Annotated in this window: 21 protein-coding genes and 1 tRNA gene; 13 read left to right on the top strand and 9 right to left on the bottom strand. The window is 63.3% G+C overall.

Annotated features, from left to right (window positions below; translation table 11 throughout):
- Positions 1-93: 93 nt before the first annotated feature.
- Together ACGKZZ_RS15340 and ACGKZZ_RS15335 are read right to left on the bottom strand one after the other, a co-directional pair.
- Positions 94-753 carry a histidine phosphatase family protein gene (locus tag ACGKZZ_RS15340; RefSeq protein ID WP_411224462.1) on the bottom strand — a complete coding sequence of 220 codons (660 nt, stop codon included), beginning with the start codon at positions 751-753 and terminating at the stop codon, positions 94-96.
- Positions 754-841: 88 nt separating this feature from the next.
- Entirely contained in the window at positions 842-1,156 is a 315-nt protein-coding gene (locus ACGKZZ_RS15335; RefSeq protein WP_411224461.1) for a DUF1476 domain-containing protein, read from the bottom strand.
- Between the two features lie 207 nt (positions 1,157-1,363).
- Between ACGKZZ_RS15335 and purC the strand changes: the two genes are divergently transcribed.
- The 6 genes from purC to ACGKZZ_RS15305 all read left to right on the top strand — a co-directional run bounded on the left by purC (position 1,364) and on the right by ACGKZZ_RS15305 (position 7,411).
- The gene (gene purC / locus ACGKZZ_RS15330) at positions 1,364-2,125 is read left to right on the top strand and encodes a phosphoribosylaminoimidazolesuccinocarboxamide synthase (protein ID WP_411224460.1); all 762 of its coding nucleotides are present in this window, start codon (positions 1,364-1,366) and stop codon (positions 2,123-2,125) included.
- Positions 2,126-2,214: 89 nt separating this feature from the next.
- Positions 2,215-2,445, top strand: a complete 231-nt coding sequence (purS, locus tag ACGKZZ_RS15325; RefSeq protein ID WP_411224459.1) for a phosphoribosylformylglycinamidine synthase subunit PurS — start codon at positions 2,215-2,217, stop codon at positions 2,443-2,445.
- On the top strand, positions 2,445-3,113 hold the full coding sequence (purQ, locus tag ACGKZZ_RS15320; protein ID WP_411224458.1) for a phosphoribosylformylglycinamidine synthase subunit PurQ: 669 nt from the start codon (positions 2,445-2,447) through the stop codon (positions 3,111-3,113). Before purS ends, purQ begins: the two co-directional genes overlap by 1 nt.
- An 89-nt stretch (positions 3,114-3,202) precedes the next feature.
- Positions 3,203-4,945, top strand: a complete 1,743-nt coding sequence (locus tag ACGKZZ_RS15315; RefSeq protein ID WP_411224457.1) for an ATP-binding protein — start codon at positions 3,203-3,205, stop codon at positions 4,943-4,945.
- A 4-nt stretch (positions 4,946-4,949) separates the two neighbouring features.
- Positions 4,950-6,284 (top strand): sigma-54-dependent transcriptional regulator, encoded by a 1,335-nt coding sequence (locus tag ACGKZZ_RS15310; protein WP_411224456.1) that lies wholly within the window; start codon positions 4,950-4,952, stop codon positions 6,282-6,284.
- Positions 6,285-6,499: 215 nt separating this feature from the next.
- Positions 6,500-7,411, top strand: a complete 912-nt coding sequence (locus ACGKZZ_RS15305) for a glutaminase (protein ID WP_411224478.1) — start codon at positions 6,500-6,502, stop codon at positions 7,409-7,411.
- A 28-nt stretch (positions 7,412-7,439) separates the two neighbouring features.
- Here the strand turns inward: ACGKZZ_RS15305 and ACGKZZ_RS15300 are convergent, their stop codons facing one another.
- Both ACGKZZ_RS15300 and rocF read right to left on the bottom strand, forming a co-directional pair.
- Positions 7,440-8,480 carry an ornithine cyclodeaminase gene (locus ACGKZZ_RS15300; protein WP_411224455.1) on the bottom strand — a complete coding sequence of 347 codons (1,041 nt, stop codon included), beginning with the start codon at positions 8,478-8,480 and terminating at the stop codon, positions 7,440-7,442.
- A 12-nt stretch (positions 8,481-8,492) separates the two neighbouring features.
- Complete coding sequence (rocF, locus tag ACGKZZ_RS15295) at positions 8,493-9,416, bottom strand: arginase (RefSeq protein ID WP_411224454.1); 924 nt, start codon at positions 9,414-9,416, stop codon at positions 8,493-8,495.
- 117 nt (positions 9,417-9,533) lie between these two features.
- On the opposite strand from rocF, the gene ACGKZZ_RS15290 reads away from it, so the two are divergent.
- Entirely contained in the window at positions 9,534-9,962 is a 429-nt protein-coding gene (locus tag ACGKZZ_RS15290; protein WP_411224453.1) for an Lrp/AsnC family transcriptional regulator, read from the top strand.
- On the opposite strand, the gene ACGKZZ_RS15285 is transcribed toward ACGKZZ_RS15290, so the two are convergent.
- Together ACGKZZ_RS15285 and ACGKZZ_RS15280 are read right to left on the bottom strand one after the other, a co-directional pair.
- Complete coding sequence (locus ACGKZZ_RS15285; RefSeq protein WP_411224477.1) at positions 9,959-10,402, bottom strand: disulfide bond formation protein B; 444 nt, start codon at positions 10,400-10,402, stop codon at positions 9,959-9,961. The genes ACGKZZ_RS15290 and ACGKZZ_RS15285 overlap by 4 nt on opposite strands.
- A 20-nt stretch (positions 10,403-10,422) precedes the next feature.
- On the bottom strand, positions 10,423-11,001 hold the full coding sequence (locus ACGKZZ_RS15280; RefSeq protein WP_411224452.1) for a YqaA family protein: 579 nt from the start codon (positions 10,999-11,001) through the stop codon (positions 10,423-10,425).
- A 121-nt stretch (positions 11,002-11,122) separates the two neighbouring features.
- Between ACGKZZ_RS15280 and ACGKZZ_RS15275 the strand changes: the two genes are divergently transcribed.
- Positions 11,123-11,208 (top strand) — tRNA-Leu (locus ACGKZZ_RS15275).
- Positions 11,209-11,310: 102 nt separating this feature from the next.
- On the opposite strand, the gene ACGKZZ_RS15270 is transcribed toward ACGKZZ_RS15275, so the two are convergent.
- On the bottom strand, positions 11,311-11,670 hold the full coding sequence (locus ACGKZZ_RS15270) for an ArsR/SmtB family transcription factor (protein WP_411224451.1): 360 nt from the start codon (positions 11,668-11,670) through the stop codon (positions 11,311-11,313).
- Positions 11,671-11,801: 131 nt separating this feature from the next.
- Between ACGKZZ_RS15270 and ACGKZZ_RS15265 the strand changes: the two genes are divergently transcribed.
- The 5 genes from ACGKZZ_RS15265 to ACGKZZ_RS15245 all read left to right on the top strand — a co-directional run bounded on the left by ACGKZZ_RS15265 (position 11,802) and on the right by ACGKZZ_RS15245 (position 20,903).
- Complete coding sequence (locus tag ACGKZZ_RS15265; protein ID WP_411224450.1) at positions 11,802-12,761, top strand: efflux RND transporter periplasmic adaptor subunit; 960 nt, start codon at positions 11,802-11,804, stop codon at positions 12,759-12,761.
- Positions 12,758-15,991, top strand: coding sequence for an efflux RND transporter permease subunit (locus ACGKZZ_RS15260; protein WP_411224449.1), 3,234 nt, complete (start codon positions 12,758-12,760; stop codon positions 15,989-15,991). The genes ACGKZZ_RS15265 and ACGKZZ_RS15260 overlap by 4 nt, the downstream gene beginning before the upstream one ends.
- A 132-nt stretch (positions 15,992-16,123) precedes the next feature.
- Positions 16,124-17,917 (top strand): gamma-glutamyltransferase, encoded by a 1,794-nt coding sequence (ggt, locus tag ACGKZZ_RS15255; RefSeq protein ID WP_411224448.1) that lies wholly within the window; start codon positions 16,124-16,126, stop codon positions 17,915-17,917.
- 114 nt (positions 17,918-18,031) lie between these two features.
- Complete coding sequence (locus ACGKZZ_RS15250; RefSeq protein ID WP_411224447.1) at positions 18,032-19,291, top strand: D-amino acid dehydrogenase; 1,260 nt, start codon at positions 18,032-18,034, stop codon at positions 19,289-19,291.
- Positions 19,292-19,634: 343 nt separating this feature from the next.
- Positions 19,635-20,903: a DEAD/DEAH box helicase gene (locus ACGKZZ_RS15245; RefSeq protein ID WP_411224446.1), complete on the top strand. Its 1,269-nt coding sequence runs from the start codon at positions 19,635-19,637 to the stop codon at positions 20,901-20,903.
- A gap of 104 nt (positions 20,904-21,007) precedes the next feature.
- On the opposite strand, the gene ACGKZZ_RS15240 is transcribed toward ACGKZZ_RS15245, so the two are convergent.
- Together ACGKZZ_RS15240 and ACGKZZ_RS15235 are read right to left on the bottom strand one after the other, a co-directional pair.
- Positions 21,008-22,339 (bottom strand): ATP-binding protein, encoded by a 1,332-nt coding sequence (locus ACGKZZ_RS15240; RefSeq protein WP_411224445.1) that lies wholly within the window; start codon positions 22,337-22,339, stop codon positions 21,008-21,010.
- Positions 22,336-22,995: a response regulator transcription factor gene (locus ACGKZZ_RS15235; RefSeq protein WP_411224444.1), complete on the bottom strand. Its 660-nt coding sequence runs from the start codon at positions 22,993-22,995 to the stop codon at positions 22,336-22,338. Before ACGKZZ_RS15235 ends, ACGKZZ_RS15240 begins: the two co-directional genes overlap by 4 nt.
- Between the last annotated feature and the right edge of the window lie 25 nt (positions 22,996-23,020).

Below are 23,020 nucleotides of genomic sequence, written 5' to 3'. Positions count from 1 at the left end.
TTGGGCGATAAATACCTCCGCCGGAGGCATCCCGAGGCCACAGGCCGAGATATCGTGCGTGCGCGACCAGCGCACCCATGTCGGCGGGTCTCTTCAGATATGGGTCTGGGCAAACAGCCGTTCGGGCGTGTCGAGATGGGGCAGGGCGTTGAACTGGGTGAGGGCGAGTTGGCCTTCCAAGGGAAGCCAGCTGCTGAGCGATGTGTTCTGCACCGAGAGGCACACATTGCAGAACGCGCCCATGTCCAGACCGAGCGTCAGGCGCATCGCCATGCCGATCAACCCGCCCGAGGTCACCACCAGCGACCGCCCCGGCAGCGCGCCGATTTCGTGCAGCGCATCCTGCACCCGGCTCTCGAATTGCGCGAAACTTTCCGACGCACCTTCCAGCTTGCCCTCCTGCCAGTGCCGGAACAGGTTGGGCAAATGGCGCACAAAGCCCTCGCGCGTGTCGGGCAGGGGAATCGCGTGTTGTTCGGCGAGCAATTGCGCCAGCGTGAAATACTCAAGCTCGTTCAGCCGCTCATCGCGGGTGGTGGGGCCGGCGGTGTCGGCGGCAATGGCGTCTGCGGTCTCCACATGGCGGCGCAGGGTGCCGGTCCAGATCTGCGCAAAGACGTCGCCCTTGTGGCGCAGGTGCTCGCCCAGCCAACCCGACTGACGATGGCCAAGATCGCTCAGCCGGTCGTAATCGGCGTCATCCCTGGCACCGGTGTTGGCTTGGCCGTGACGAACCAGAACGATATGCGACATAGACCCTCAAAGCAGATGGTTGAACGGACGGAAAATGCAAAACGCGCCCGGCCGGGTGCGGGCGCGTTGCAGGGAAAACGGTTGACCGTCAGACTTCGTCGAGAATCTGTGCCTTGGCGACGACCATCAACTCGGCCATCTTGGCGCGGATCTCGTCATCGCTGGCCTTGCCGCCCAGATCGCCGGAGACCTTGCGCACCACGTCTTCGTGGCCGGCCTCTTCGAAGTCGGCCTTCACGACGTCCTTGGCGTATTCATTGGCGGCGTCGCCGGTTTTGCCCAGCAGATCGGCAGCCCACAGACCCAAAAGCTTGTTGCGGCGCGCTTCGGCCTTGAACTGCATTTCCGCGTCATGGGCGTATTTGTTCTCGAAGGCACTTTCGCGGTCGTCAAAGGTCGACATGGGACACTCTCCTGGGGATGTATTGGCGTTGCGTCAGATATGGCCTGCCGCGCCGCCCGGATCAAGTGCGCGCGTCGCTTGCTCCGTGCGCCCCCATGCACTAAGAGGCACCCAAGCGCAGCCGTTTGATCGCCGCCATTGGCGATGCCGACGGCATTGCGTGTTTGTGGTTTGCGCATTTTACGCGCTTTGACAGAAAGATCCCGCATGGCCCGTGGCAAAAAGATTTACGAAGGCAAGGCTAAAATCCTGTATGAAGGCCCGGAGCCGGGAACGATCATCCAGTATTTCAAGGACGATGCAACCGCCTTCAACGCCGAAAAACGCGACGTGATCGACGGCAAGGGCGCGCTCAACAACCGTCTGAGCGAGTTCTTCATGGTGGGTCTCAACACCATCGGCGTGCCGACCCACTTCATGAAACGGCTGAACATGCGCGAACAGCTTGTCCGCGCCTGCGAGATCATTCCGCTGGAAGTGATCGTGCGCAACTTTGCCGCGGGCACGATGGCGACGCGTCTGGGAATCGAGGAAGGCACGCCGCTGCCACGCCCGATCGTGGAATATTGCTACAAGGACGACAAGCTGGGCGACCCGCTGGTCACCGAGGAGCATATCGCCGCCTTCGGTTGGGCCAGCCAGCAGGACATGGACGACATCCTCAGCCTCGCGCTGCGCGTCAACGACTTCATGTCGGGGCTGATGTACGGCGTCGGTATCAAGCTGGTGGATTTCAAGATCGAGGTCGGCCGTGTCTATGACGGCGATTTCCAGCGGCTGATCGTGGCCGACGAGATCAGCCCGGATTCCTGCCGCCTGTGGGATATCGAGACGGGCCGCAAGCTCGACAAGGACGTGTTCCGGCGCGATCTTGGCAATCTGGCGGATGCCTATACCGAAGTGGCGCGCCGGCTTGGCGTGATGCCCGCGAACGCCACCCCGATCGAGAAGCCCAAGCTGATCAACTGAGCGCGGCGCGCTTTGGCGCGTGCCGCGGTCGAGTATTTTGAAAGAGAAGACGCAAGGGCGCGAGCCCTGACCCAGACGGAGAGCTTGAAATGAAGGCACGGGTTCATGTGATGCTGAAAGACGGGGTTCTGGACCCGCAAGGCGAGGCGGTGCGCCATGCGCTGGGATCGCTTGGCTTTGACGGTGTCGAAAAGGTGCGGCAAGGCAAGGTGATCGAACTTGATCTGGCCGAGGGCACGACAGAGGATCGGGTGCGCGAGATGTGCGAGCGTCTGCTCGCCAATACGGTCATCGAAAGCTACCGGATCGAGTTGGTCTGATGCGCGCGGCGGTGATTGTTTTTCCCGGTTCGAACTGTGATCGGGATCTGGCCGTCGCCCTGCGCGAGGCGGGGTGCCGGGTTGACATGGTCTGGCACAAGGACACGGCGCTGCCCGACGGCGTCGATCTCGTGGCCATTCCGGGCGGGTTTTCATTCGGCGATTACCTGCGCTGCGGCGCGATTGCCGCCAATTCGCCGATCTGTGCCGAGGTCAAGGCCCACGCGACGCGGGGCGGGTTTGTTCTGGGCATTTGCAACGGCTTTCAGGTCTTGACGGAAACCGGTCTTTTGCCCGGAGCGCTGCTGCGCAATGCGGGGCTGAAGTATATCTGCCGCACCGTGCCCTTGATCGTGGGGACGAGTGACAGCATCTATACCAGCGGCTACGAGACCGGCCAGCAGATCGACATTCCGGTGGCGCATCACGACGGCAATTATACCGCGTCCGACGATGTCGTGGCCGAGTTGCGCGCCGAGGATCGGGTGGCGTTTCGCTATGGCCGCAATCTGAACGGGTCGGTCGATGATATCGCGGGTATCCTGTCGGCGAACCGTCGGGTTCTGGGGATGATGCCGCATCCCGAACGCGCGTCCGATGCCGCGCATGGCGGTACTGATGGCAAGGCGGTGTTTGCCAGTCTTGCCAGCGCCCTGGCGGCGGCATAGCGCCTGCCTTGGACTGCGCCGCGCGCGCTTTGCTTGAGTGGGGCGTGCGATGGGCTTATCGTGCGTAAATGGCGATCAGGTTACCAGCGTTGAGACAGGGACGACAGGCCGGGCCGCGGCCCTGGATCGTGCGCGCGGCGCTGAGCCTTCTGGTGATCGTCGCCGTGGCGACGGTGTTTGTCACCAACCACTTCCTGACCGACCGCTTTACCGAATCCACGCGCAATCGCGCCGAGTTGCGGCTGGCGCTTTATTCCGGCAACCTGATGTCGGAATTGCGCCGCAACGCGATCGTGCCGCAGCTTCTGGCGCGCGATCCGGCCTTGATCGGCGCGCTGAATTCAGGGGATTTCAGCCAAAGCTCGCAACGCCTGATCTCGTTTGTCGATGAAATCGGCGCGGCCTCGCTGATGGTGCTCGACAGGGACGGGCGCACTGTGGCGGCGACCAACCGCGAGCGGCTGGGTGAGCAGCATCGCAACGACGCGTATTTCGTCGAAGCGCTGCGCTCGAATGCGACGGTGTTTTCGTCCCAGCGCGAAGAGGTGGGCAGTTACTCCTTCAGCTATTCGCGGCGCATGGAAAGCCAGGCGCAGACCATCGGGGTGATCGTCGTCGAGGTCGATCTGGCCAAGTTCGAACGAGCCTGGGCCGGCATTTCGGATGCGGTGCTGGTGACCAACAGCGAAGGCGAGATCATTCTGGCGACCGAGCCGAGATGGCGCGGACAAACCGTCGAGACCGCCTTGCAGCGGGAACCGGCTGACAGCGCCATCGAGCGGGCGATCCGCGCGACGGCGGACTGGACGGTCCTGCCGGCGGATGCGTATTTTCAGGGCGAGGCGGTGATGCGGATCGAGGGGCGGATACCGTTCCGGGGCTGGAACATGACGACCTTCACCACCTATTCCAGCGTGCGCGAACGGGTCAACGCGGTGCTGGCGCTCGAGATCATGGGGTTTGCGATTCTGTTGGCGCTGGCGTTCTATGCGCTTGGCCGACAGGCGGCGTTGCGCATGGCGCTGTTTCAACGCGAGTCGGCAGAGCTTCGCGCATTGAACCAGCGTTTGCAGCGGGAAATCGCCGAGCGGGAGCGGGTGCAGGAGACCCTGGCCGTGGCCGAACAGACGCTGGCGCAAAGCTCCAAGCTGGCCGCCCTGGGCGAGATGTCGGCGGCGGTGAGCCACGAGTTGAACCAGCCTCTGGCGGCGATGAAGACCTACCTTGCCGGGGCCAAGCTGCTGATGCGGCGCAACCGGCCGGACGAGGCGTTTTCCGCCTTCAGCCGGATCGACGATCTGATCGAGCGGATGGGCGGTATCACGCGCCAGCTCAAGAGCTATGCGCGCAAGGGGCAAGAGGCATTTACGCCTGTGAATATGGGCGATGCGCTCGCGGCGTCGTTGACGATGATGGAGCCGCAACTGAAATCGCGCAAGGTCAAGATCACCAAGATCCTGCCCGACGAAAAGGTGTTGGTGATGGGCGACAGGATGCGGATCGAACAGGTGATGATCAACCTGTTGCGCAATGCGCTGGACGCCACCAAGACGGTTGACGACCCGCAACTCGAGATCATCCTTGCCAGCGGCGAGACCGCGACCCTGACGATCCGGGACAATGGCCACGGCATCGAAGACCTGGATGCGCTGTTCGAGCCGTTTTACACCACCAAACAACCTGGTGATGGTGTGGGCCTGGGCCTTGCCATTTCCTCGGGGATCGTAAACGACCTAGGCGGCCGCCTTCTGGCGCGCAATGCAGAGATTGGCGGCGCTGTGTTCGAAGTGCAGTTGCCGATATTGAACGACCAAACGCAGGCGGCGGAGTGAAACCATGGGAAAAGCCATGAAAATTGCGATAGTTGACGACGAAAAGGACATGCGCCAGTCGATCAGCCAATGGCTGGCCTTGTCGGGGTATGACACCGAGACCTTTTCCAGCGCCGAAGAGGCGTTGGGCGCATTGGGCCCCGATTATCCGGGGATCGTGATTTCGGACATCAAGATGCCGGGCATGGACGGGATCCAGCTCTTGCGCAAACTGATGGGTTCGGACAGCGCATTGCCGGTCATCATGATCACAGGGCACGGCGACGTGCCGATCGCGGTCGAGGCGATGCGCATCGGGGCGTTCGATTTTCTGGAGAAGCCGTTCAACCCCGACCGCATGTCGGATCTGGCCAAGAAAGCCACCAACGCGCGCCGGTTGACGCTCGACAACCGGGCACTGCGGCGCGAACTGGGTGACGGCAACCAGATGATGCGCAAGCTGATCGGGGCGAGCCCAGCGATGGAACGGTTGCGCGAGGACATCCTCGATCTGGGGCAGGCCGACGGCCATGTGCTGATCGACGGTGAAACCGGCACCGGCAAGACGCTGGTGGCGCATGCGCTGCACGCGGTTGGCAGCCGGGCGGGCAAGAAATTCGTGCTCATCTCCTGCGCCGCGATGGACGAGGACACCCTGATCCGGCGGCTGTTCGGGCCGATGCTGCCCGATGATCATCGCTTGCCTGCCATCGAAGAGGCACGCGGCGGCACGTTGGTGCTGGAGGACATAGAGGCGCTGTCGGACAGCGCGCAGGCGCGGCTGCTCACTGTGATCAACGACCAGGGCACCCCGCCAGAAACGCGGATCGTGGCGATCTGCAATCTGCAGGACGAGGGCCGCACCTGCGAAGATGCGCTGCGTTCCGATCTCTATTATCGTCTGGCCGCGCTCAAGATCACCACGCCGCCGTTGCGCAACCGGGGGGAGGATATCCTGACGCTGTTCACCGCATTGGCGGATCAATACGCCGATGAATACGGCTGTGACGCGCCGCAGGTCAGCGCCCAGGAAGCGGCCCAGCTGTTGCAAGCGCCGTGGCCCGGGAATGTGCGCCAGCTGATCAATCTGGCCGAACGCGCGGTGCTGCAATCGCGGCGCGGGACGGGAACCATCGCGTCGCTGCTGATGTCGGATCACGACGAGATGCAGCCGGTGATGACCACCGAGGGCAAGCCGCTCAAGGAATATGTCGAGGCGTTCGAGCGGATGCTGATCGACAACACGATGCGCCGCCATCGCGGTTCGATCGCGGCGGTGATGGACGAACTGTGCCTGCCGCGCCGGACGTTGAACGAGAAGATGGCGAAATACGGGTTGCAGCGGTCGGATTATCTTTGAGCGCTTGAAACGCGTCAACTTGGGTTCCAGCGTGCAGAGTGTGCGCTGCACAAGGGTGAAGCGAGTGCGCGCCGAACACATCGGCGCGGGCGACAATGGCTGCGGATACGCCGGTTTTCGACTGGAATGACTGGCCAGCGAAGCACATCTTTTGTGAACTTTGTAAATCCCACTGTTTTCTCATAAGACGCCACTTGATTGACGGTTTCACTTGGATGGTCAGATTGGAAGATATTCTTAACTCTATAAAAGAAACGATTTTTCATCAGGATGACTGGGGCGAGACGGCGCAGTATATTCCCGAACTTGCCTGCGTCGATCCCAAGCAGTTTGCAATCAGCGTCTGTCTGGCTGACGGCAAACTGGTCAACGCCGGTGCAGCGTCCAAGCCGTTCTCCGTTCAGAGCATCACCAAGGTATTTTCACTTATCGCAGCACTTGGACGAACCGGAGACCAGCTTTGGAGCAGGGTCGGTCGGGAACCTTCCGGTGCGTCTTTTGATTCAGTCGTCTTGCTCGAAAGGGAAAAGGGCCGCCCGCGGAACCCCTTTCTGAATGCGGGCGCTATTGTGACCACAGACGCCCTATTGTCGGGGCGAGAGCCGAAGATGGCGCTTTCGGAAATTCTTGAGCTTATCAAATATATGTCCGGGTCGGATGACATTTATATCAATGAAGACGTGGCGGCATCAGAACAGGAAACCGGCGCGCGAAACAAAGCGCTGGCCTATTATTTGCAGTCGCACGGAAATCTTGAGAACGACCCGGCGCTGACGCTGGGCACCTATTTTCACCAATGCGCAATCGAGATGACAACCGATCAATTGGCAATGGCCGGTGCGTCTTTGGCGGGATTAAAGGAAGCTCCCAAAGTCGTGTCCCTGCCACGCGCCAGACGCGTCAACGCGTTGATGATGACATGTGGGCATTACGATGGGTCCGGTGACTTTGCATTTCGGGTTGGATTGCCGGGCAAGAGCGGCGTCGGCGGCGGCCTTCTGGTGATCGCACCGAATGTGGCGTCGATCGCAATATGGTCGCCCGGACTCAACCGCTATGGAAATTCGCGCGCTGGCACGCGCGCCGCAACGATGCTGTCAGATATCACAAAATGGTCGGTGTTCTAGGAACGCGGTATCGGCGCGCGGCTGGCCCCTAACTTGCCCGCATCAGCATCCCGTACAAATCGCGCGGATCGTCCGGGTCGGCGAGCAAGTCCAGCGGCAGGTTTAGGCCGGTTTCGAGTGTCAGGTCGTGCACCACGCGCAGGGCCGAGAAATCCTCGATGGCAAAGCCGACGCTGTCGAACAGGGTGATGTCGCGCGCATCCTTGCGCCCCGGCGCCGCGCCGGTGATGACCTGCCAGAGTTCGGTCACAGGGTGGTCGTCGGGCAATTGCTGGATCTCGCCCTCGACGCGGGTTTGCGGCGGGTATTCGACAAAGATCGACGCGCGGTGCAGGATCGCCTCGGCCAGTTCGGTCTTGCCGGGGCAATCGCCGCCGATGGCGTTGATATGGACTCCGGCACCAACCATGTTGTCGGTCAGGATCGTCGCATATTGCTTGTCGGCGGTGCAGGTGGTGAGGATCTGCGCGCCTTCGATGGCCGCCTCGGCGCTGTCGCAGGGCACCACGGTCAATCCGGTGCCGGCAAGGTTTCTGGCGCATTTGGCGGTGGCCGCGCGGTCCTTGTCATAGAGGCGCACGGATGTGATGCCGCACAGGGTCTGCATCGCGATGCTCTGAAATTCCGCCTGCGCGCCATTGCCGATCATCGCCATCGTGTCGGCCCCCTTGGGCGCGAGATGCTTTGCGACCATCGCCGACATCGCGGCCGTTCGCAGCGCCGTCAGCATCGTCATCTCCGACAGGAGCACCGGATAGCCGGTCTGCACATCCGCCAGAAGCCCGAACGCGGTGACGGTCTGCAAGCCGTCTGCGGTGTTCTTGGGGTGGCCGTTGACGTATTTGAACGCATAGAGCGTGTCGTTCGCCGTCGGCATCAGCTCGATCACGCCGACGGGGCTGTGGGCGGCAACGCGCGGCGTCTTGTCGAAGCTTTCCCAGCGGCGGAAATCGTCCTCGATGGCATCGGCGATGCGGGTGATCATTTGCGGCAGGCCGACGCGGTGCACGATCTGCATCATGTGATCGACCGACACGAACGGAACCAGAGCCTTGTCTGACGGATGCATGAGACGCTCCTTCTACATCAAGCGCGGGGTCGGGCGGTCAAAGATGCGACGACCGAGTGCCGACGCCGCGAGATCGACCATCAGATGCGCGGTGCGTCCGCGTTCATCCAGCATCGGGTTCAGTTCCACCAGATCAAGCGAGGTCATCAACCCGCTGTCGCAGAGCAGTTCCATCACCAGATGCGCCTCGCGCACGGTCGCGCCACCGGGAACGGTGGTACCGACGGCGGGGGCGTGGGTGGGGTCGATGAAATCGACATCGAGCGAGACATGCAGCGCGCCGTTGGCTGCGGCCACGTCCTTGAGGAACGGCGTCAAAAGCGCGGCGACGCCGGATTCGTCAATGGCGCGCATGTCGTAGCCGCGAATTTTGGTCTCCGCCATCAGCGCGCGTTCGGGAAGATCGACCGAGCGCAGGCCGATGATGCAGGTCTGCCCCGCTGGTACGGTCGCCGCAGGGGACGGAAATCCGTCAAACCCTCTTTGCCCGGTGGCATAGGCCAGCGGCGTGCCGTGCAGGTTGCCCGATGTGGTTGTCGTCAATGTGTTGAAGTCGCTATGCGCGTCGAGCCAGAGGACAAATTGCGGCTGATTGCGCTTGGCGGCATGGGCGGCCACGCCCGGCACGGTGCCAAGCGACAGGGCGTGGTCGCCACCCATGAAGATCGGCAACCCCTGTCCCATTGCATCCTCGGCGGCGCGCATCAGGGCGGTGGTCCAGCCGATTGTCTCGCCCAGGTCGATCAGCCCGTCGCGGTCGGGAATCGCATTGACGTCTGGCGCAACGTTGCCAAGGTCGCTGACATTATGTCCAAGGTCAGCGAGCGCGCGCGCCAGTCCGGCGATGCGATAGGCGTCGGGGCCCATGAGGCAGCCCTTGCGGGCCTTGCCGCAATCCAGCGGCGCGCCGACCAAAACGATATCCTGACCCATCATCCATTCCCTGTTCTTTCGCGTTGCGTTTATCTATTCACCAGAATGATGCATCGTTAAGTGGCCAAATTGTCCGGTTGGGGCTACAATTTATCAGAATGACAAGCAGGAGCGATCATTGTGGATGAAACAGACCGGCAGTTGATCTCGGCGCTGCGACATGACGGGCGGGCGTCCGTATCGGACCTTGCCACGCTGTTGAGCCTTTCGCGGGCAACCGTGCGGGCGCGGCTGGACCGGTTGCGCCAGAGCGGCGAGGTGGTGGGCTATACGGTTGTCCTCAGGCAGGACACGGCCCGCGATCCGGTGCGGGCGCTGATGATGATCGGCATCGAGGGGCGCGGCACCGACCGGGTCATTCGCCTGCTCTCGGGGTTGCCGCAGGTGCGCGGGCTGCATTCGACCAACGGACGCTGGGATGTGATTGCGGAACTCGGCACTGACACGCTCGAGGCGCTGGACGACGTGTTGTCGCGGATTCGCAAGATTGACGGGGTCACGCAGTCCGAAACGTCGCTGCTGCTGGCGACGCGCAAGAGCGCGCTTTAGGCGGGCCGCCGCGCCGCCGCGATCCAGATCGCCATCAGAACCAGCGATGCGATCATGTTCCAGCTTGCCATCGACAGCCCGAGCATCTCCCACGGCACCTCGTCACAGCGCACCACCGGGGCGGTCATGATCTGGTCGAACAGCTCATCGGGGGTCAGCCCGCCGATGGGTTGGGACGAGCACGAGGTCGGACCCTCCCACCAGTCCCGCTCGACCCCGGTGTGAAAGGCCCCGACGGCAGCCGTGGCGAACGCTGCCAGCGCGCCCAACCATGCCAGAGCGACTGCGGGAAACCGCAGGGCGATCAGCCCGATGGCGATCGCAAGAACATGCGGATAGCGCTGCCACATGCACATTTCGCAGGGTGGCAAACCGCCAATATACTGAAACCCCAGCGCGCCGATCATCAGCGCCAGTGATCCGGCCGCCGCCAGCAGCATCAGCGATTTGCGCCCCAGTGTCACATGAACCTCACGACATAAAAGCCACCGATCAACAATCCGATAAAGCCCGTGAACACAAGCCCCAGACGGCGTTCGATGAAATCACGAACCGGTGTGCCGAACGCCCGCAAGAGGCTGGCTACGATGAAAAACCGCAATGCGCGGGCAATGATCGACGTCACGACAAAGGTGGCCAGCGGCATCGCCGTCCAGCCCGACATGATGGTGATGACCTTGTAGGGAAACGGCGTCACCCCGGCGATCAGAACCGCCCAGAAGCCGACGCCGTTGAACCGGACGTTGAATTCCTCCATCGCGTGCGCCTTGCCGAGCGAACTGAGGATCGGCTCACCGATGGCTTCGTAGAAGAAATAGCCGATTCCGTAGCCCAGCAGTCCGCCCAGAACCGAGGCCACCGTTGCGACCAGCGCGATCAGCCAGGCGCGCGAGGGGCGGGCCAGGATCATCGGGATCATCAGCACATCGGGCGGAATCGGAAACACCGAGCTTTCGACAAACGCCACCACCGCCAGCGCCCAAAGCGCGCGCGGATGGTCGGCCAGCGACATCGTCCAGTCATAAAGGTTTCTGAGCATGAGGTCTCCGGCGGGGTGTGACCGGCTAAGAGCATGGGCGCGACTTTCGGTCAAGTGCGGCGCGAAAAGATGCGTTTTTACGCTGGACGTGCGCGGAGCGCTTGGGTAGGAACACCGCGTGGCCCAAGTGGCGGAATGGTAGACGCAGGGGATTCAAAATCCCCCGCCCTAACGGGCGTGCCGGTTCGAGTCCGGCCTTGGGTACCAAAGCCTTAGGTGGTGTTCGGGGTGGCGTTGCGGCGTCACTCCCCCGCCAGACACCATGTTCCCGTCATATCCGTTTCTCCTGCGCCGCGTCGGCAGACGCCGCTATTTCGTGTCGCCATTTCGGTCTTCGACAGGGGCGGCGCTGTCGATCGGGTCGCAGAAGCTGGATCTCAGGTGTTTGAGCAGTTCATGACAGCGGGGATCGACGATGGAATAGTGGATTTGCAACCCGTCCTTTTCACCGCGCACCAACCCGTCCGACCGCATCTTTGCCAAGTGCTGCGAGATGGCGGATTGTGACAGACCGGCCACAACGCAGAGTTCCGATACGGTCGCCTTGCCTGATGCGAGACGACACAGGATCAGCAGGCGGCGGGTGTTCGCCAGTTGCTTGAGCAATCCCGCAACCTCTTCGGCGCGGCCTTGCAGATCGTCCAGTGGATCGGGTGTGGGCTGCGTCATTGTCTCGCATCAATTTCAGGTTTGCTATAAATTAGCATTTATTAAATTAGTTTTATCTAATACTTGTGTCAAGCGCGCATCTCGCTTCCCCTGCGGCTGCGCATCAAACTGCCAAAGCCGAAGGTGCTGCCATGTTGAAGCCTCTCGTGATGTTCTTGTTTCTCGCCTCTCCGGCGGTGTCCCAGTCTTTTGAGGTGACACCGTCGCTGGCGGATGATCGCAAGGCCGTGTTCGCCACCGTCGAAAGCGTGGATACGCTGACGGCACGCACACGGATCGGCGGCACCATCGTCGATCTGCTGGTCGATGAGGGCGACATGGTGGCGGCGGGCGATGTCGTGGCGCTGGTGGTCAACGAACAGATGGCACCGCAGATTGCCGCGGCCACCTCGCAGGCCGCGTCGCTCGAGGCGCAGCTGCGACAGGCGCGCGATGATCTGGAACGGGCCGCAGGTTTGCTGGAGCGCGGGATCGTTCCACAAACCCGGCTCGATCAGGCGCAGACGGCGGTCGCGGTGCTTGAGGGGCAGCTTGCCTCGGCCAACCAATCGCGCGACGTTCTGGTGCAACAGCAACGCGAAGGCGAGGTGCTGGCTCCGGCGGCGGGGCGGGTTCTGGATGTGCAGAGCCCGAGGGGCAGCGTCATGTTGCCCGGAGAACCGGTCGCCACCATCGCCTCGGATCATTACCTGTTGCGGCTGAACCTGCCCGAACGCCACGCGCGCTCCATCGCCGAGGGCGACGAGATCGAGGTTGTCGGCGCGGCCCTTGGCGGCGATGTGGCCTCGACCGGCGTGATCCGGCAGGTCTATCCGCTGATCGCGAATGGCCGCATCGTCGCCGACGCCGAGGTTGACGGCCTTGGCAGCTTTTTTGTCGGCGAGCGGGTGCGGGTGAATGTGAGCGTCGAATCGCGCGAGGTCATCATCATTCCGCGCGACTATGTCACCACGCGTTACGGCAATGATTTTGTCTCACTGGAAACCGCAGCGGGCACCCGCGACGTGGTTGTTCTCTTGGGTGAAGAAAGCGCCGAAGGGGTCGAGGTGCTAGCAGGGCTGTCGGCAGGCGACAGGCTGGTGCAGCCATGAACCTCGGGATCTCGGGCCGGCTGACCAAGGCATTCATACGCTCGCCGCTGACACCGCTGTTGCTGCTCGCCTCTCTGGCGATGGGCTTGATTGCGCTCGCGATCATCCCGCGCGAGGAGGAACCGCAGATTTCGGTTCCGATGGTGGATGTGATGCTGCGCACCGAAGGGCTGCGCGCACCCGATGCGGTCGAGCTGGTGACCGAACCGCTTGAAGCGATCCTGCGCTCGATCAATGCGGTCGAGCATGTCTATTCCCAGACCGAAGACGATCAGGTGATGGTCACAGCGCGGTTTGATGTCGGCACCGATCCCGATGCCGCGATTCTGCGGGTCAATGAACGGATCATGGCCAATATGGACCGTATCCCGCAGGGCATTCCGCAACCGCTCATCATCGGGCGCGGCATCAACGATGTGGCGATTGTCGCGCTCACCCTGTCGCCAAGCCCCGAAGTGGCGGAACACTGGGACGACCGCGCGCTCTATTCGCTGGTCGAGGAACTGCGCGCGTCGTTGATGTCGGTCGAGGATGTGGGCCTGACCTATATCGTTGGCGGCCGCACCGACCAGATCAGGATCGAACCCGATCCCGAGCAGATGGCGCTTTACGGGGTGACGTTGCAGCAATTGACCGCCCGCATCACCGAGGCGAACCAGACCTTTTCACCCGGCGAAGTCACCGCGATGGACCGCACCCTCTCCGTGGTTGCCGGGCAAACCCTTCACGGCCCCGGCGATATCGGCCTGCTGCAACTGACCACCCGCGATGACCGTCCGGTCTATGTGCGCGATGTCGCGGATATCGTCGTCGGCGGCGCGCCGGTCGAGTCCCGCACATGGACGCTCACGCGCGCGGATGGCGACGCGGGCTGGACCCAACTGCCGGCTGTCACGCTCGCCATTGCCAAGCGCGAAGGCGCCAATGCCGTTCTGGTTGCCGAACATGTGCTGGAACGCATGGAGCTGCTGCGCGGGGCGCTGATTCCCGACGACATCAACGTCGAGATCACCCGTAACTACGGCGAATCCGCTGACGAAAAGGCTGACGAACTGCTGTTCCACCTTGGCCTTGCCACAGTCTCCATCGTGCTGCTGGTCGCTCTGGTGATCGGCTGGCGCGAGGGGATCGTGGTTGCCATCGTCATTCCCACGACGATTTTGCTGACGCTTTTCGCGTCCAACATGATGGGTTACACGATCAACCGCGTGTCGCTGTTCGCGCTGATCTTCTCCATCGGTATCCTTGTCGATGACGCCATCGTGGTGATCGAGAACATCGCCCGGCACTGGGCCATGCGCGATGACCGTCCCCGCGTCACTGCCGCCATCGAAGCGGTGGCAGAGGTGGGCAACCCGACGATTGTCGCCACCCTGACGGTCGTGGCGGCGCTCTTGCCGATGCTGTTCGTGTCGGGCCTCATGGGGCCGTATATGGGGCCGATCCCGGTCAACGCGTCGGCGGCGATGATCTTTTCGTTCTTCGTCGCAGTGATCCTGACCCCGTGGCTGATGCTCAAGATCGCCGGGCGGGGCGGGGCGGGCGCAAGCGGACATGACCACGACTCCGAAGGTGTGCTGGGCCGCCTATTCCGGCGCGTCGCTACCCCGGTGATCGCAAGCCGCTGGCGCGCCGGTGGGTTCCTGATCGTGGTGCTGGCACTGACCGTCGGGTCGATGACGCTGTTCTTTGACCGCACTGTCGTCGTGAAACTGCTGCCATTCGACAACAAGTCGGAGTTTCAGGTCATCCTCGACATGCCCGAGGGCACCAGTCTGGAACAGACCGAACGGGTGCTGACCGATGCCGCTGAGCGGCTTGCGAGCCTGCCCGAGGCCACCTCGATCCAGCTTCATGCAGGCACCGCCGCGCCGTTCAACTTCAACGGGCTGGTGCGCCATTACTACCTGCGCAGCCGCCCCGAACTGGGCGATTTGCAGGTCAATCTGCTGCCCAAGCATGACCGCGAGCGTTCCTCCCACGACATCGCGCTGAAGGCGCGCGAGGTGCTGTCCGGTATCGCCCTGCCGGAGGGCGGCTCGATCGCTGTAGCCGAAATACCGCCCGGTCCGCCGGTTCTTGCCACGCTGCTGGCCGAGATCTACGGCCCCGACGCCGACACCCGCCGCGCGGTCGCGCGCGAGGTGCGCGAAGCGTTTGCAGCTGTGCCTTACGTCGTTGATATCGAGGACAGTTTCGGCCAACCGCGCCCGCGCCTGCGGCTGGCGATAGATCAGGCCAGCCTTGAATTCTTCAAGGTACGGCAAAGCGATGTCTATGACACCATCCGCATGTTGTTCGACGGCGTTCCCGTTGGCTATTCGCATCGCGGCGAGGGGCGTGATCCGACCGAAATTCGCGTCGCCCTGCCGCGCGGCGAATTGAACTGGTCCGAGCGCATGGCCTCGACGCCGGTGCCTGCGAATCTTTTGCCGGGGGATCGCGGCGTTGTGGAACTGGGCGATGTGGTCACCGTCAGCGAAGAGGTCGGAAGCTATCCGATCTTCCGCCACAATGGCCGGTTTGCCGAAATGATCATGGCCGAACTGGCCGGCGAATACGAAGCGCCGATCTACGGCATGCTTGCGGTGCAGGATGCGCTGGACGACCGGCCGTGGTCGGCCGATGTGCCGCGCCCCGAGATCAGCCTGTACGGCCAACCGCCGAGCGATGCGACCCCGACGCTGCTTTGGGATGGCGAATGGGAAGTCACCTATGTCACCTTCCGCGACATGGGCGCAGCCTTTGGTGTGGCGATCCTCGCCATCTATGTGCTTGTCGTGGCGCAGTTCGGCTCCTTCCGGGTGCCGCTGATCATCCTGACACCGATCCCGCTGACGTTCATCGGCATCGTGCTGGGGCACTGGCTGTTCGATGCGGCCTTTACGGCCACGTCGATGATCGGCTTCATCGCGCTGGCGGGGATTATCGTGCGCAACTCGATCCTGCTGGTCGATTTCATTCGCCACGGCGCGGTCGGGGATGAACCCTTGCGCGAAACCCTGCTGCGCGCGGGCGCGATCCGCTTCAAGCCGATCCTGCTGACAGCCATTGCCGCGATGATCGGCGCGTCAGTCATCCTGACCGATCCCATCTTTCAGGGTCTGGCGATATCGCTGCTGTTCGGGCTGGCCTCGTCAACGCTGCTGACGGTTCTTGCGATCCCGGCGATCTACGTGTTGTTCAAGAACGCCGACGCGCCCTACCGCCCGAGCGGGTCTGACGCGTAGCGGCAACGCTGCGCGTTCCTCACCTGTCGCTACATCAAGACAAAGGGGGTGGATGAAAAAGGTCCTTCGTGGATGTGGCATTTGCGGGCATACTCGCCCCGGATCAGCATGACACTTGGGAGGATCAGACCGATGTCCAGATTTTTGAACGCACTATGGGTTTCACTCTTGATTGCCAGCCCGGCGCTGGCGCAGCAAGCCGCCGACGCTGTCGCGCCCGAGGCTGAAAGCCAGACCACCGCGGTTTTCGACGATCTCTCGCCCGACATTCAAACCGCGCTGGAGGCCAAGCGCAACGGTCAGCCTGTCGAGGCACAGGAGTGGATGATCGCCGCAGCCAACCCCCGCGCCGTTCAGGCGGGGGCAAAGATCCTGGAAAACGGCGGCACGGCGGCGGACGCAATGGTTGCCGTACAGGCCATGCTTGGACTGGTCGAGCCGCAATCTTCGGGTCTGGGCGGCGGCGCGTTTCTGGTCTGGTTCGACGGTGCGAGCGGCGAGATCACCACTCTGGACGGGCGCGAAACCGCGCCGCTGGCCGCGACGCCCACGCTGTTTCAGGACGATGCGGGGGAGCCGTTGCAATTCTACGATGCGGTGGTCGGTGGCCGCTCAGTCGGCACACCGGGCACACCGCGCCTGCTGGAAGAGGCGCACCGGCGCTGGGGACAGGCCAATTGGTCGGGGCTGTTCGATGACGCGATTTTGCTGGCCGAGAACGGCTTTCCCGTGTCGCCAAGGCTGGCGGAACTGGTGGCGGGCGATGCCGAGCGGCTGGCGCGCTTTGAGCCGACGGCGGCCTATTTCTTTCCGGGTGGCAACGCCATCGCTGAAGGCGATACGCTGACAAACGCGGCCTATGCCGACACTCTGCGCCAGTTGGCGCGGCACGGCAGCGATGCGTTCTATACCGGCCCGATTGCGCAGGACATCGTGGCGACGGTGCGCGGCGCTGACGGCAATCCCGGTGTGCTGTCGACAACTGATCTGGGCCTCTACCGGGTGATCGAGCGCCCGGCGGTCTGCGTCGAATACCGCGCGCATGATGTGTGCGGCATGGGGCCGCCATCGTCCGGTGCGCTGGCTGTAGGGCAGATCCTCGGGATGCTGGACCGCTATGATCTGGCGACACTTGGCGCAACTTCGCCCGAAGCCTGGCGGCTGATCGGCGATGCTTCGCGGCTCGCCTTTGCGGATCGGGGCCGGTATGTCGCTGATTCCGACTTCGTGCCGGTGCCGGTCGAGGGCATGCTCGAGCCTGCGTATCTCGATGGACGGGCTGCGCTGTTGTCGGGCGACGATGCGCTGCCCGAAGTGGCGCCGGGCACGCCCGAATTCGATCACGCGGGCCTCTGGGCCGACGATGACAGCATCGAGCTGCCCTCGACCTCGCATATCTCGATCGTCGATTCCCACGGCAACGCGCTGTCGATGACGACGACCATCGAGAACGGCTTCGGCTCGCGGCTGTTCGTGCGGGGCTTTCTGCTGAACAACGAACTGACCGACTTTTCCTTCAGCACCCATTCCGACGGCATCCCCATCGCCAACCGCGTTGAGCCGGGCAAGCGGCCGCGCTCCTCGATGTCTCCGACCATCGTGTTGAAGGACGACGCTCCGGTGATGGTGGTCGGCAGTCCGGGCGGCAGCCGGATCATCGGCTATGTCGTCAACGCGATCGTCGCGTATCTCGATTGGGGCATGAACGTGCAGGAGGCGGTGTCGCAGCCGCATCTGGTCAACCGGTTCGGCACCTATGACATCGAGGCTGATACACCGGCGGGCAGCTTGCAAGAGCCGCTGACGGCTCTTGGTTACGAGGTGAACGCGCGGGCGCTGACCTCGGGGCTGCACGCCATCGCGCTGGATGGCGGGCTGTCGGGCGGCGCCGATCCACGGCGCGAAGGCATCGCCTTCGGTCGCTGAGCGGTCGCCCAACAGAGGGCTGGTGCAGGTGCTCCAAAACACCGTGCCAGCCGCCTTGCGCCCGACACGCGCTTGTCCCATCTTGCCGGTGAACCGGAGCGAAAGGTCAGTTCTATGAAAGTTGTCGTCATGGGTGCGGGCGTGATCGGCGTCACCACGGCATACTACCTCGCCAAGCAGGGGGCCGACGTGGTGGTGATCGACCGCCAGACAGGGCCGGGGCTGGAAACCAGCTATGCCAATGCGGGGCAGCTGAGTTACGGCATGTCCTCGCCCTGGGCCGCTCCCGGCATCCCGATGAAGGCCGTCAAATGGATGTTCATGAAGCGCCGACCGCTGTTTATCTGGCCGCTCATCAGCCCGACGATGTGGAAATGGGGCGTGCAGATGGTGCGCAACTGCAACGAGGACAGCTACCGCATCAACAAAAGCCGCATGGTGCGGGTGTCCAGCTATTCGCGCGATGTCATGCCCGACCTGATCGCCGAAACCGGCATCGACTTTGACGGGCGTGCGCAGGGCACGTTGCAACTGTTCCGCACCGCCAAGCAGATGAAGGCCTCAAAGACCGATCAGGAGATCCTGGCCGAATACGATTCCCCCTACGAGGTGCTGGGACGCGATGCCTGCATCGCCATCGAACCGGCCCTTGCCGAAGTGCGCAACAAGTTCGTCGGCGGCCTGCGCCTGACGGCGGATCGCACCGGCGATTGCCGCATGTTCACCATCGCGCTGACCGAAAAATGTATCGAAATGGGGGTCGAATTCAAATTCGGTCAATCCATCCGCTCAATCGCGGTCGAAGACGGCAAGGTGGTAGGCATCGACACCGAATTGTCGGGCCGCATCACGGGGGATGCCTATGTCTGTGCAATGGGCAGCTATGCGGTGAACGTGCTGAACCCGATTGGCATCAAACTGCCGGTCTATCCGGTCAAGGGCTACTCCGTCACCTTGCCCGTCACCGATGACGCCTTCGCGCCGCAATCCACGATCATGGACGAAACCCACAAGGTCGCCATCACCCGTCTGGGCGACCGCATCCGCGTGGCGGGCACCGCCGAGATCGCCGGTTATTCCAACCGCCTTGGCCCGCACGCCACCGACACCGTGAAACACGTCATCGGAGATCTCTTTCCCAAAGGCGGCGACATTTCCCGCGCCGAAGGCTGGACCGGCCTGCGCCCGATGACACCCGACGGCACACCGGTTCTGGGCGAGACGCAATATCCCAACCTGTTCCTCAACACCGGCCACGGCACCCTGGGCTGGACGATGGCCTGCGGATCGGGGCGCGCCGTGGCGGATGTGGTGCTGGGCCAGGAACCCGAGATCTCCTTCGACGGCCTCACCGCCGCCCGCTACGGGCGGTAAGCGTCTAAGTGAAGTCGCGCCCACCGCGCGGCTTTTCGCGCCATTTTGAGACACTTAACTGCCGGCTCGCGCCACCCACATCGCTTTAACGGTTGACATATGCGCCGCCAGCGCCCATTTGCCACTCATCGCCGCGCAGCCGCGTGAGCTTGCCGCGCCCGTCATATTTGGCGCATCGGCGATACAGAATTCAGTTCCCCATCACGCAGGGTCCCTGACGCAGTGCCAGATTTACCGGGGCTCTCCCGTGATGTCTTAAGGCTCTGCGACACCCTCGTTGACCGCGCTGATGCGGTCGAACACTTTGCCGTGCGACATATCGTGCGGCCATAAAGGATATCTTTTGTCTGATTTTGACACACTGGGCCTCAAGCCCGAACTTCTCGCCGCGCTGAAAGATGCCGGCCTCACGACACCGACCCCGATCCAGGCCAAGGCCGTACCGCTGGCATTGGCAGGCAATGACGTTCTCGGCCTGGCCCAGACCGGCACCGGCAAGACGCTGGCCTTTGGCCTGCCGCTGGTCGATCACCTGCTCGACATGCCCGAACGCCCGGCTGCGAAAACCGCGAAATCGCTGATCCTCGCGCCGACACGCGAACTGGTGAACCAGATCGCCGAGCATCTGCGCAAACTGACCGCCAAGAGCAAGCTGCGGGTGACCGTGGTTGTTGGTGGCCAGTCCATCAACAAGCAGATCCACCAGCTTCTCAAGGGCACCGACATTCTGGTCGCCACACCGGGTCGCCTGATCGACCTGATGGACCGCCGCGCGGTTGACCTGCGCACCGTGCAGCACCTTGTGCTGGACGAGGCCGACCAGATGCTCGACATGGGTTTCATCCATGCGCTGCGCCGGATCGCGCCCAAGCTGGGCACGCCGCGCCAGACCATGCTGTTCTCGGCCACCATGCCGAAACAGATGGAGGATTTGAGCAAAGCCTACCTCACCAACCCCTCCAAGGTGCAGGTTTCGCCTCCGGGCAAAGCCGCCGACAAGGTCAGCCAATCGGTGCACCACCTGCCAAGCAAAGCCGAAAAACCCGGCAAGCTGCGCGAAATCCTGTCGCGTGACATGGACGCGCTGACGCTGGTGTTTTCGCGCACCAAGCACGGCGCGGAAAAGCTGATGAAGGGGCTGGTGGCCGACGGCTACAACGCCGCGTCCATTCACGGCAACAAGAGCCAGGGCCAGCGTGACCGCGCCATCAAGGCGTTCCGCGATGGCACGATCACCGTGCTGGTCGCCACCGACGTGGCCGCGCGCGGCATCGACATTCCCGGTGTGTCCTACGTCGTGAACTACGATCTGCCGGATGTGCCGGACAACTATGTCCACCGCATCGGCCGGACAGCGCGTGCAGGTCGCGAAGGCGAAGCGATTGCCTTCTGCGCCCCCGACGAGGCGGATCTGCTGCGCCAGATTGAAAAGCTGATGAAGATCGACGTGCCGGTCGCCAGCGGCAAAGCCCCCGAAGGCCCGGTGCCGCGCAAGCCGCAATCGCGCGGTCGCGGACGCGGGCAGGGCGGTAGTCAGGGCGCAGGACAAAGCGCCAAGGCCAAGCCGAGCGGCAACCGCCGTCGCCGCAACCGGTCGCGTCAAGCCGCCTGAGTACAGGCCATCAAATCCAATGCGGCCCGCCCTTTCGGCGGGCCGTTTCTTTTTGCCCCCCGAGACGTCCTTCGGTCCACGTATCGCGCGCCCGTTAAGGCGTCCTAGGCGTCTGTCGGTAACCTCATGGAAACCTGAAAGCCCGTCGCCGTGCCCGGACGCGGCGATTCCAGAATGAGCGGGCTTCCGATCCGGTTCGCGATGGCGGCGACGATGGCAAGGCCAAGCCCGCTGCCATCGCTGCGCGCATCCGCCCGCTCAAACCGCGCGGTCAGCCGATCAAGGGTGTCGCGTGGCAGGACGGGGCCGTCATTTGCCACGATGAGCTGTCCGTCACCTGTCAGCGTCACGTCGACCGAGGCATCCTGCGCGCCGTGACGCAAAGCGTTTTCCACGAGATTTCTGAAGAGGATGCCAAAGGCATCCGGGTCGAGGTCGGACATGACAGCGGCGTCCGGCAGCGTCAGCACAAGCCGCCCCGGCGCAACCGTCCGCCCGATATCGTCCGCAATAACCCGCGCGACGGCGCGCAGGTCGGAGCTTTGGTCGTTCCGCAATCGCCCGCCTTCCGCGCGGGCCAGCTGCATGAGACGCTCGGACAGCCGCGTCAGCCGCTTCAGCGTCGCCTCGATCTCCGAAGCGCGGGCTTCGGTGGCCTGATCACGCGTCTCCGAGCGGATGCGCTGCGCCTGCGCGATGGCACCGGCAAGCGGGGTCCGAAGCTCATGCGCCGCGTTGGCGGCAAAGCTGCGCTCGGCCTCGAACGCCTCGCGCAACCTGGTGAGAAGACTGTTGAGTGTCGCGGCCAGCGGGCCGATCTCTGCCGGCAAGTCATGTGCGGGCACTTCGGACAGATCGCGCGCGCCGCGCGCCTCGAGCCGCGCGCGGAAACGGCGCAGCGGGGCGAGGCTGAACCGAACCGCCAGGATGATGGCCACAAGCGCCACCGGCAGCACGATCAGCAGCGGCAGGCTCAGGCCCATCTGAATGTCCCGCGCGACCGACGCGCGATGTGCCAGCGGTTCGGCCACCGTGATACGGATCGTTCCCTGAAGCACCGCGTCGCTGTAAATGCGATGGGTCGCTGTCTGTGAAAATCCTGGACCCTCGTAGGGTGGAAACACGGATTGGTCCGCCGCGTGGGATTGCAGCAGGATGCGGCCCTCGGAATCGCGGACGAGATAGGTGAAGAATTCGTCATGCTCCCGGATCGGAGCGAGCCGCTGCGTTACACCCTGATCTTCCCGACCGACGATATCCATCACGGCCAGCGGCAGGATGCGCTCCGCGGTTTCGCGCAGGGCGCTGTCGAACACCTCGTCCATTTCGCCGCGCACGATGACGGACGTGACCGTCGCCGCCAGCAGCCACAGGATGGCCAGCACGAGGCCCAGCGACAGACCGAGCCGGGCCTGAAGGCTGCGCGGGACACTCATGGCCGGCCCAGCCTATAGCCCATGCCGCGTTCGGTCTCGATCACAGCGCTGCCCAGTTTCTTGCGCAGACGGCTGACATGAACCTCGATCGTGTTGCTTTCCACCTCCGCATCGAAGGCATAGAGCTTCTCCTCCAACTGCGCCTTGGACAGCAGGTGCCCCGGACGCGCGAGGAACGCCTCAAACAGCGCCCATTCCCGGGCTGTCAGGGGGACGGGCTTGCCGTCGCGAAGAACCCTGCGCGCCGCTAGGTCGATGTCCAGCGGTCCGTGAGTGACGATAGGGTTGGGGTTGCCGCTATAGCGCCGCGCGACCGAGCCGATCCGGGCCGACAACTCGGCAAGATCGACAGGCTTCACGAGGTAGTCGTCGGCACCCGCGTTCAGCCCTTCGATCCTGTCCGAGACCTGATCGAGCGCCGTCAGGATAATCACCGGCGTCACGTCGCCGCGCGTGCGCAGGCTCTTCAGGAACCCGATGCCGCGCCCGTCCGGCAGCATGAGGTCGAGCAGGATCAGATCATACGAGGTGGCGCGCAGCGCGTCGCCGGCGGCGTCAAGCCGCGTGACCCAGTCCACCGACTGTCCATCGGCGGCGATCTGGTCACGGACCGCGGCGCCGAAGGTGGTGTCGTCCTCGATCAGAAGGATGCGCATGGTCGTTCCTGTCCTTTCCCGATGA

It is taken from the genome of Marivita sp. S2033, from assembly GCF_046592965.1.
In the GTDB taxonomy this organism is placed as follows: Bacteria; Pseudomonadota; Alphaproteobacteria; order Rhodobacterales; family Rhodobacteraceae; genus Marivita.
Note: the sequence above shows the minus strand (reverse complement) of the source record. Positions and strands in the feature narration are given on the sequence as shown.